Here is a 7,760-nt window from a genome sequence, read left to right as displayed (position 1 = left end):
CGGCGACACCGGCGCGGCGGCCGCGGCCTTCCAGACGGCGGCGGTCCTCGCGTACGCCGCCGAGCGCCCGGAGCGGGCCGCCGGACGGTACGGCCTGATCACCGCGGTGGACCGCACCGGGTCGGTGGGCTGCGCCGTCCTCGGCCTGCGGCCCTGAGAAGCCGCCGCACCCCCGCCGTCCGCCGGACGGCCCCCGCGGGCAGCGCCCGCCGCACACGGCACCGACGCCACTGAAGGAGAAAGCCATGACAAGCGCATCCACCGCCCTCGACAAGGAGAAGCTGCGGGAGACCGTCGCCCAGGCCCTCGACCTGGAGACCGACGAGGTCACCGACGAGGCCGACTTCGTCGACGACCTCGGCGTCGACTCGCTGATGGCGCTGGAGGTCGTGGTCGTCCTGGAGAAGACCTTCGGCGTCCGCATCCAGGAGCGCGAACTGCGTGACATCACCTGTCTGCGCGCCGCCCACGAACTGCTCGCCGCCAAGCTGCGGGACGCCGGATGACCACGGCCGCCACGCCGCTCGCCGGGGAGGTCCGGACGGCGGCACCCGACGCGGAACTGCGCGCCACCGCGGAGTTCACCGTCGGCGCCGACGAGCCGGTGCTCGCGGGCCACTACCGGGGATTCCCCATCTTCCCCGGCGTCTGCCTGGTGGAGTGCGCGCACACCGCCGCGCTGGGCGCCGCGCCGCCCGGCGCCGGACGGCTGGAGCTGACCGAGGTGGTCTCCGCCCGCTTCACCGGCCCCGTCTACCCCGGCGACCGGCTCACCGCCGACCTCGCCTGGCAGCGGGACGGCGACGTCTGGCGCTGCCGGGCCGCCGTCCGCTCGGAACGCGGTGACGCGGCCCGCGTCCGGCTGGAGTACACGCCCCGCGCGACGGAGGAGGACGCATGACCGGACAACCGGAGATCAGGGCCCGGCTGCCGCACCGCTTCCCGATGCTGCTGGTGGACCGCGTCACCGACGTCGTCCCCGGCGAGCGGCTGACCGCGGTGAAGGCCGTCACCTGCAACGAACCCTGGTACGCGGACCTCGGGCCGGACACCCCGGCGGACGGCTACGCCTACCCGCGTTCGCTGCTGATCGAGTCGTGGTGCCAGGCCGCCGGGGTCCTGGCGACCTGGGACGACCCCAACCCGGACGTCCTCGACGGCCAGGTGATGCTCTTCGGCGGCATGTCCCGCGTCCGCTTCGGGCCGGCCGTCCTCCCCGGTGACGTCGTCGAGCACCACGTCACCGTCGAGCGCGCCTTCAGCGACACCGTGATCGTCCAGGGCGAGAGCCGTACCGCGGCGGGGACGGTGATGACGGTCGGCCAGGTCGTCATGACCTTCCGGCCCGCCGAGGTGCTGCGCCCCGCCGACGACCGCGGCTGACCCACCGACACCACCCCTCCGCACCCGCCGACCGGGAGAGACGACCGATGGAACAGACAACGACCAGCGTGGCCCTGATCACCGGGGGATCGCGCGGTATCGGCCGGGCCACGGCGCTGGCACTCGCCCGCGACGGGTTCGACGTGGCGTTCTGCTACCGGTCCGACGAGGACGCCGCCCGCCGGCTGGAGGAGGAGATCACCGCGGCCGGCGTGCGGGCCCTCGCCTGCCGCGCCGACGTCGCCGACGGCGCCGCGATGCGCGACCTCGTCGAGCGGACCGAGGACACCCTCGGACCGGTCGACGCCCTGGTCACCTCGGCCGGCATCACCCGCGACAACCCGCTGGTGCTGATGGACGACGACCAGTGGCGGCAGGTGCTCGCCACCAACCTCGACGGCGTCTACCACGTCTGCCGCTCCGTCGTCTTCGGCATGATGAAGCGCCGCGGCGGCGCGATCGTCAACCTCTCCTCCGTCGCCGGGGTCTACGGGCACGCCACCCAGACCAACTACTCGGCGTCGAAGGCCGGCATCATCGGCTTCTCCCGCTCGCTCGCCAAGGAAGTGGGCCGGGCCGGAATCCGCGTCAACGTCGTCGCCCCCGGCTTCGTCGAGACCGACATGACCGCGGCGCTCACCGACACGGCCCGCGCCAAGGCGCTCGCGTCCGTACCGCTGGGACGGATGGGGACGGCCGAGGAGGTCGCCGACCTCGTCGCCTACCTGGTGTCCGACCGGGCCGCCTACATCACCGGCGCCGTCCTCCAGATCGACGGCGGCATCACCCTCTGACCCGCCGCCACCGCGGCACGACCCACCGAGGAGGCGAGATGGCCCGACGACGGCCCCGCTGGTACTTCTCCTTCCGCAGCCCCTACTCCTGGTTCGCCCACCACGACCTGGTCACCCGTCACCCCGACGTGGCCGACGCGATCGACTGGCTGCCGTTCTGGGAGCCCGACGACCAGGCCCACCAGGCACTGGAGGCCGAGGGCGTACGGCTGCCGTACGTCCCGATGAGCCGCGAGAAGCACCTGTACATCCTCCAGGACGTGCGGCGGCTGGCGCGCGAGCGCGGCCTGACGCTCGCCTGGCCCGTCGACCGTGCCCCGCGCTGGGAGGTCGCCCACCTCGCGTACCTGGTCGCCGAGGAGGAGGGCGCCGGGCGGCGGTTCATCGACGCGGTCTACCGCGCCCGGTGGGAGGAGGGCAACGACATCGGCGACCCGGAGGTCGTCGCCGTCCTCGGCAAGGAGCTGGGGCTCGACCCGCAGCGCCTGGCCGCCGCCTGCGACGATCCCGGGGTGCGGGAGCGCGGCATGGACTGCCTGCGGTCGCTGCACCGCGACGGCGTCTTCGGTGTCCCGTTCTTCATCGAGGGGCACGAGAAGTTCTGGGGCGTCGACCGGCTGGCGGGGTTCGCCGCCGCGGTCCGCGCCCGCACCGGCACCACGACCCCGGACTGACCTCCCGGTCCGGACCGACACCACACCATCAGCGAGGCCCAAGGAGAACCCATGGCCACCAACCCCTTCGAAGACGACGAGGCCGGCTACTACGTGCTGGTCAACGAGGAGAACCAGCACTCCCTGTGGCCGGTGTTCGCCGAGGTGCCCGCGGGCTGGACCGTGGTCCACGGCGAGGCGCCCCGGCAGGACTGCCTGGAGTACGTCGAGACGCACTGGACCGACATGCGCCCGGCCTCCCTCGCCCGCGCGATGGGCGCCTGACCGCCGCCGGCCCGCCGCCGACAAGGAGCGACCATGCACGACGAGACCACCGAAGGCGCCGGGACACCGCCGACCGCCGACGCCCCGGGCCCGGAGGACCACGGCCCGGCGTACGGTGACCGGGCACCGGCCCGGACCCTCGACGAGGGGCACGCCGGAGGCTGCGGCTGACCCCTCGCGTGCCGCGCACCGGCACGCACCGGGCGTCCGCCCCCGTGACGCCCGCGCCGAGGCCCCGTACGCCTGCCGCCCGGCAGAGGTACGGGGCCTTTCCGGCAGATGCGCGCGGGTGAACCGCAGGAGACGGAAAAGGGCCGGTCAGACCCCTTGAATGGCTGGTTCATGCCACTGGCTGAGCAACCGTTGAGTTTTCTTCGGGACGCATTAGCAACAAGCTGCCATCTCGTATGGCGGACGGATATTCCGGGACTCTGTTCGAAATACGCTGCTGCGGACATGCTGGTTCGGTATCCGCCGTACGGCGGTGTTTTCGGCGAGGTTGTTGTGACGGAATCGGGGATCGTTCGGGACACGCGGGCGGAACTCGTCTACAGGAGACTCCTGCTCGACGTGCGCTGGCGGGCCCCTGAGCTGGCCGCCGCGCTCGGCTGGGAGGAGAGCGAACTGGCCGCGGTCCTGGAGGACCTGCGGGCCGAGGGACTCGTCACCGAGTCGGGGGACGACAGCGACGCGATCCGCGCCGTGGAACCGTGCGTCGCGCTGCCGCCCCTGCTGCTGCGCCGGATGCGGGAGAGCGGCGCCGGCCAGACCTGGCCGGCCGACCTCGAACGCTTCCTCGCCCTGCACGAACGCGCCCCCGACCGCCGGGTACGCGCCTACGGGGAGAGCCGCGACGAGACCGCGGCACTCATCGAGCGGATGATCGCCCGGGTCGACACCGAGGTGACCTTTCTCGTCCGCAACCACGGGGTCGGCGCGGCACCGTTCTCCCGGCCCATCGCCGACATGGCGCTGCGCCGCGGCGCCACCCTGCGCGCCGTGTGGGCCGCGCCCGTCCTGGCGGCCCCCCGCGCCGTCGCCCACGCCCAGTGGCTCGCCGAACAGGGCTCGGCACCCCGGACGGCGCCCTCCGTGCCGGTCCGCGCCGTCGTCCTGGACAGGGTGGTGGCCGTCGTCGTCAACGACGACGGGGGCGCCCGCGTCGTCCGCTCCTCCGTCGAGGTCGAACGGCTCACCGCGCTCGCCGAACGCACCTGGCAGCGCGCCGGAGCCATCCGCCAGACCTCCCGCGCCACCCGGGTCCCCGGCGCCCGCCGCCCCCGCTCCGAGATCGTGCTCCGGCTCCTCGCCGAGGGACTGACCGACGACGCCATCGCCCGCCGGCTCGGGTGCAGCGTCCGCACCGTGCGCAGCGATGTCGCCCTGGCGATGACGGCCCTGGACGCCCGCAGCCGCTTCCAGGCCGGCGTCCGGGCGATGCAGGTCGGCCTCATCTGACCGCACCCCGACCGGCGCTGGGTCCCCGGGCCCACGGAACCGGGGGACCCAGCGCCTCATCCGTGGACACCGGCGGCGGCCGTCACCGCCGCCGTTTCACCGCGCGCTCACCGGACATCGGCGGGCCGCCGCGCCTCCGGTACGGCCGCCGTCGGCTCCGGCCGTCCGGCGGCCACCGGCGGGGAGAGCGCGGCGAGTTCGGCCTCCAGTGCGTCGAGGGCCTGCCGGGCCGCCGCGATGCGCTCGCCGAGATGCCCGCCGTCGTGCGGCACGGGCCGCCGCCGCTTGCGCCCGTGGACGGGTACCTCCAGCGCGCGGGCCTCCTCCAGGGAGTTGATGACCACGCCGATGAGAAGGTTGACCAGGACGAACGAGCCCAGCAGGACGAACGACGCGTAGTAGAGGACCGTCCAGCGGGAGATCTCCAGCCCCGCGTGGACCGCGTCCCCCAGCCCGTCGAGGGTGATGAGCAGGAACAGGGTGAGCACGGCACGGCCGAGCGACCCGTAGTGCTCGGGGTCGGCGGCGGCGAAGAAGACCCAGCCCACCATCGCGTACACGTACAGCAGCAGCGCCCCGACCATCAGGAAACTCAGCGTTCCCGGCAGGCTCTTGCCGAACGCCACGAGCACGATCCGCAGTTGTGGCAGGAAGCGCGCCGCGCGCAGCACCCTGGCGAGCCGGAACAGCCGTAGCACGGTGGCGTTCTGACGGGCGAACGGCAGGAACGCCACGGCGACGACGAGAAGGTCGAAGACGTTCCACGGGTCGCGGAAGAAGCCCAGGGGGCGCTCGGCGTGGGCGGCGGCGCGCAGCAGGATCTCGGCGGTGAAGGCGGCGAGGAAGAGGTGTTCCGCGATGTCCAGCGGGCCGCGCCACCGGGCCGCGACGCCCGAGTAGCTCTCGACGCCCAGCAGTACGGCGTTGACGGCGATCAGGCAGAAGACCGTCGTGGTGAACGCGGCGGAGTCGACGATGCGGCGGCTGTGGCGGGCGATGTGATACCGCACCTGTGCGGCGGTCTGTCCGGACATGGGTGTTTCGGTTTCCTCGCAGACCCGTTCCTTGATCCAACAGCCTTAGATCTTAAGGGTCCTGGAGGGATGGTCGGCCGTCCGGCCCGCCCGGCCCCGCCGCCACGGCGGCCGGGCGGGCCGGATCACGCCGTCACCGTGTCCGGTAGGCGTCGGTGAGGGTCTGGGTGAGGGTGTTGCCCGAGGTGTCGGTCAGTTCGGCGCGCAGCGAGACACCGGTGCCCGCCCGCGGGTTGCGGATGCTGACGGCACCGTCCTCGACCGGGACACGGGTCCAGGACGAGCCGCCGTCCGTGGACACCGAGACCGTCAGCGTCCGCACGTGCCCGCTCGCGGCGCCCTGCACGGCGACCGGCACCCGCATTGTCGTACCGGCCTGCGCGGCGCCGGTCCGGTCGAGTGCGGGGGAGAACCGCACGGCGCTCACCGGCAGCGGCGTCGCGCCCTTCACCGTCCCGGAGGTGAACGTCCACGACATGCTCGCCTCCGTGGTGGCGCCGGCCGCGGCCTTGCGGCGCACCGTGCTGGTCAGCAGGTACGACGCCCGCCCCGACGGGACGGTGAACTCCGCCTTCCCGGGCTCACCGGACCGCGTCCCGACCCGCTTGCCGTCCCGGTACAGCGTCGTCGTCGCCCCGTCGTACGACGGGGCCGACGGCACATGGCCCGCGCCGTCGGCCAGCAGCGGCACATCGACGGTGATCTTGTCGCCGTCGCGGACGACCCCGGGGCGCCCGGTGAGGTCGGGGCCGAAGACGGCGTTGTCGAAGGTGCGCGTGACGGTGGCCCCGGCGCGTACGGGGACGTGCTCGGAGTAGCGGTTCGACGGCTCACCGGGCGCGCTGGGCGCGAAGTAGGTGACGTTCCACCTGCCGAACTCGGGAGCCACCAGGTACGTGGAGGTGCCGGGGGCCTTCGCGGGGAACCCGAAGGAGGTGCTCGATCCCGAGCTCGGTTGCAGGTCGACGGTCGCCTCCCCGCCGGCACCGGGCACGGCCGCGGCGTGGACGCGCAGGGTGGCCAGGTCCTTGGCGGAGGGGTGCTTGGTGAGCCCGGTCAGGGAGCGCGTCCCGGTGGCGGAGTGGCCGAGCGCGTAGTTGGCGGACGTGCCCGTCCAGTAGGAGGTGAACGTCTGCTTCACCGAACCGGGTTCCGCGTCGGGGCCCAGGTGCGCCATGCGCAGGGTGGGCGTGGCATTGATCAAGTTGATCTCCCGGGTGGCCCCGCCGTGCTCGACCTCGACGAACATGCCGCTGTTGTGGAACACCGCGGAGCTGTCCGGCGGCCGCACATCGACGGGCTTGGTGGTCCGCGCGTCCACGGTGACGGTGGTGTCGTGGTCGAGGTCGAGGCGCGGCTGGATGACCCAGTCCGTGCCGGTCGACGCGTGCTCGTCGCTCAGCCTGCTGTCCAGGAGGTACCGGCCCTCCGGCAGCCGCACGGTGGTCGTGCCGGAGTCGTCGTGGGGGTGCACGACCTCGTCGGCGCCCGCGCCGGAGAGCCCGGCGACGGTGGTGTCGTAGTCCTTCGTCGCCCGGCCGTCGCGGTCGAGGTGCTTGATCGTCAGGGTGTAGGTCTTCGTTTCCGCGGCGAACGCGCCGGCGCTCCCCGCCGGCCCGGCCACGGCGGTGAGGGCGACGGCGACGGCCACGGTCCGCAGGACGCTCCGGCGGGGTACGGAAGAAATGTTCATGACCTGCACTGCGCGACCGGACACCCGGGTTCCCGTGACCTGCGTCACGCCACAAGGGTGCGTGTGGCGCATGTCACCGGAACCCGCGCAACGGACCGGGCAGGGCGAAGTGTGGAATCACTCATGAGGAATCGCCTCCGCGGCGGGGACCGTGACGCCCTGGCAGAGCTGTACGACGAGCACGCCCAGGTGCTCTACCGCTATGCCCTGCGGGTCACGGGCGACTGGGCGGAGGCCGAGGACGTCGTCTCGGCGACCTTCCTGGAGGCATGGCGCGGCCGGGGCGGGCTGCGTCCCGAAGGGGACGGCCTGCGCCCCTGGTTGCTGGGCATCGCCACCAACATCATGCGCCGCGACGCGCGCACCCGCCGCCGCCGTGACACCGCGCTCGCCCGCGTCCCCGAACGCGGCGCGGTCCCGGACTTCGCCGACGACGTCGTCACCCACCTCGCGGACGCCG

11 protein-coding genes are annotated in these 7,760 nt (G+C 73.3%); 9 read left to right on the top strand and 2 right to left on the bottom strand.

All coding sequences use genetic code 11. The annotated features are described in order from the left end of the window. Positions 1-245: 245 nt before the first annotated feature. From AC51EU_RS24190 to AC51EU_RS24155, 8 genes are all read left to right on the top strand, one after another. Complete coding sequence (locus AC51EU_RS24190; RefSeq protein ID WP_496269164.1) at positions 246-506, top strand: acyl carrier protein; 261 nt, start codon at positions 246-248, stop codon at positions 504-506. Continuing rightward, a complete protein-coding gene (locus AC51EU_RS24185) occupies positions 503-901 on the top strand; it encodes a 3-hydroxyacyl-ACP dehydratase FabZ family protein (RefSeq protein ID WP_496269163.1) in 399 nt (132 codons plus the stop codon). Before AC51EU_RS24190 ends, AC51EU_RS24185 begins: the two co-directional genes overlap by 4 nt. Beyond that, complete coding sequence (locus tag AC51EU_RS24180; protein ID WP_496269161.1) at positions 898-1,383, top strand: 3-hydroxyacyl-ACP dehydratase FabZ family protein; 486 nt, start codon at positions 898-900, stop codon at positions 1,381-1,383. The genes AC51EU_RS24185 and AC51EU_RS24180 overlap by 4 nt, the downstream gene beginning before the upstream one ends. Before the next feature lie 47 nt (positions 1,384-1,430). After that, entirely contained in the window at positions 1,431-2,177 is a 747-nt protein-coding gene (fabG, locus tag AC51EU_RS24175; RefSeq protein ID WP_496269160.1) for a 3-oxoacyl-[acyl-carrier-protein] reductase, read from the top strand. Positions 2,178-2,215: 38 nt separating this feature from the next. Then, the gene (locus tag AC51EU_RS24170; RefSeq protein ID WP_496269159.1) at positions 2,216-2,851 is read left to right on the top strand and encodes a 2-hydroxychromene-2-carboxylate isomerase; all 636 of its coding nucleotides are present in this window, start codon (positions 2,216-2,218) and stop codon (positions 2,849-2,851) included. A gap of 51 nt (positions 2,852-2,902) precedes the next feature. Continuing rightward, on the top strand, positions 2,903-3,115 hold the full coding sequence (locus tag AC51EU_RS24165) for an MbtH family protein (RefSeq protein WP_496269158.1): 213 nt from the start codon (positions 2,903-2,905) through the stop codon (positions 3,113-3,115). Between the two features lie 33 nt (positions 3,116-3,148). Beyond that, the gene (locus tag AC51EU_RS24160; RefSeq protein WP_496269157.1) at positions 3,149-3,286 is read left to right on the top strand and encodes a hypothetical protein; all 138 of its coding nucleotides are present in this window, start codon (positions 3,149-3,151) and stop codon (positions 3,284-3,286) included. A 285-nt stretch (positions 3,287-3,571) separates the two neighbouring features. Continuing rightward, positions 3,572-4,573, top strand: coding sequence for a helix-turn-helix transcriptional regulator (locus AC51EU_RS24155; protein WP_496269156.1), 1,002 nt, complete (start codon positions 3,572-3,574; stop codon positions 4,571-4,573). A gap of 107 nt (positions 4,574-4,680) precedes the next feature. On the opposite strand, the gene AC51EU_RS24150 is transcribed toward AC51EU_RS24155, so the two are convergent. Together AC51EU_RS24150 and AC51EU_RS24145 are read right to left on the bottom strand one after the other, a co-directional pair. Continuing rightward, a complete protein-coding gene (locus tag AC51EU_RS24150) occupies positions 4,681-5,607 on the bottom strand; it encodes an ion transporter (RefSeq protein ID WP_496269155.1) in 927 nt (308 codons plus the stop codon). Between the two features lie 133 nt (positions 5,608-5,740). After that, positions 5,741-7,300: a serine protease gene (locus AC51EU_RS24145; protein WP_496269154.1), complete on the bottom strand. Its 1,560-nt coding sequence runs from the start codon at positions 7,298-7,300 to the stop codon at positions 5,741-5,743. 123 nt (positions 7,301-7,423) lie between these two features. Between AC51EU_RS24145 and AC51EU_RS24140 the strand changes: the two genes are divergently transcribed. Further along, the coding region (locus AC51EU_RS24140) for an RNA polymerase sigma factor (RefSeq protein WP_496269153.1) at positions 7,424-7,760 on the top strand (337 nt) is incomplete at its 3' end.

It is taken from the genome of Candidatus Streptomyces philanthi, from assembly GCF_059553635.1.
The sequence above is the reverse complement of the archived record's forward strand: the minus strand, read 5'-3'. Positions and strand labels throughout refer to the sequence as shown.

What these genes read in the sequence shown, in the direction of transcription:
- AC51EU_RS24180 (WP_496269161.1), top strand. Translation starts at nt 898, where the DNA reads ATGACCGGACAACCGGAGATCAGGGCCCGGCTGCCGCACCGCTTCCCG.
- AC51EU_RS24155 (WP_496269156.1), top strand. Translation starts at nt 3,572, where the DNA reads ATGCTGGTTCGGTATCCGCCGTACGGCGGTGTTTTCGGCGAGGTTGTT.
- AC51EU_RS24185 (WP_496269163.1), top strand. Translation starts at nt 503, where the DNA reads ATGACCACGGCCGCCACGCCGCTCGCCGGGGAGGTCCGGACGGCGGCA.
- AC51EU_RS24165 (WP_496269158.1), top strand. Translation starts at nt 2,903, where the DNA reads ATGGCCACCAACCCCTTCGAAGACGACGAGGCCGGCTACTACGTGCTG.
- fabG (WP_496269160.1), top strand. Translation starts at nt 1,431, where the DNA reads ATGGAACAGACAACGACCAGCGTGGCCCTGATCACCGGGGGATCGCGC.
- AC51EU_RS24160 (WP_496269157.1), top strand. Translation starts at nt 3,149, where the DNA reads ATGCACGACGAGACCACCGAAGGCGCCGGGACACCGCCGACCGCCGAC.
- AC51EU_RS24145 (WP_496269154.1), bottom strand. Translation starts at nt 7,300, where the DNA reads ATGAACATTTCTTCCGTACCCCGCCGGAGCGTCCTGCGGACCGTGGCC.
- AC51EU_RS24190 (WP_496269164.1), top strand. Translation starts at nt 246, where the DNA reads ATGACAAGCGCATCCACCGCCCTCGACAAGGAGAAGCTGCGGGAGACC.
- AC51EU_RS24170 (WP_496269159.1), top strand. Translation starts at nt 2,216, where the DNA reads ATGGCCCGACGACGGCCCCGCTGGTACTTCTCCTTCCGCAGCCCCTAC.
- AC51EU_RS24150 (WP_496269155.1), bottom strand. Translation starts at nt 5,607, where the DNA reads ATGTCCGGACAGACCGCCGCACAGGTGCGGTATCACATCGCCCGCCAC.